At 42.5% G+C, this 527-nt stretch carries 1 protein-coding gene; it reads right to left on the bottom strand.

Annotated features, from left to right (window positions below):
* Window positions 1-167: 167 nt before the first annotated feature.
* On the bottom strand, window positions 168-527 hold a 360-nt coding region (locus L1D51_RS21700; protein ID WP_239964858.1), incomplete at its 5' end, for an EamA family transporter.

The following is a 527-nucleotide window of genomic DNA, read 5'->3' as shown; positions in this document are numbered from 1 at the left end:
CGTTATCCATATTCAATAACCGTTTATTCGGCTTATCATACCTTGATAAAACGTATGTTGATCTATTGGTTACGTTCAATTATCGCAGTCGCTATTCTATGGTCTTCGGTTTGGTTGCTAAACCAGTCGTTTCGGGATAACCGAAGCCAAGCCTAGCAACCTTAGTTCTAGCGAGAGCGTAAGAAAGGCAATCGCAGATCTTTCCCAAAGACATTGATTAGCGCACCTAAAACAATGAGTGCACCGCCTAAGTAAGTCCATATCGATGGCAGCTCGTTAAACAGAACAAGACCTAGCAATATCGAGAACACTATTTGAATGTAGGAATAAGCGGATGCTTTACCTGCTGCTTGTGTCTGCATTGCCTTAGTCAACCCAAGTTGTCCTATTTGGGTGAAGATCCCTACGAGTATGAGCATCACCGTAAGGTGCATATCGGGTATCACAAAGTTGTCACCGATCAGTAATAGCGATAAAGGGAGTGCAACGAGAGGGAAGTAGAAAATAATAACTGAACTATCTTCAGT

It is taken from the genome of Pseudoalteromonas shioyasakiensis (assembly GCF_022398475.1).
GTDB lineage: Bacteria > Pseudomonadota > Gammaproteobacteria > Enterobacterales > Alteromonadaceae > Pseudoalteromonas.
The sequence above is the reverse complement of the archived record's forward strand: the minus strand, read 5'-3'. Positions and strand labels throughout refer to the sequence as shown.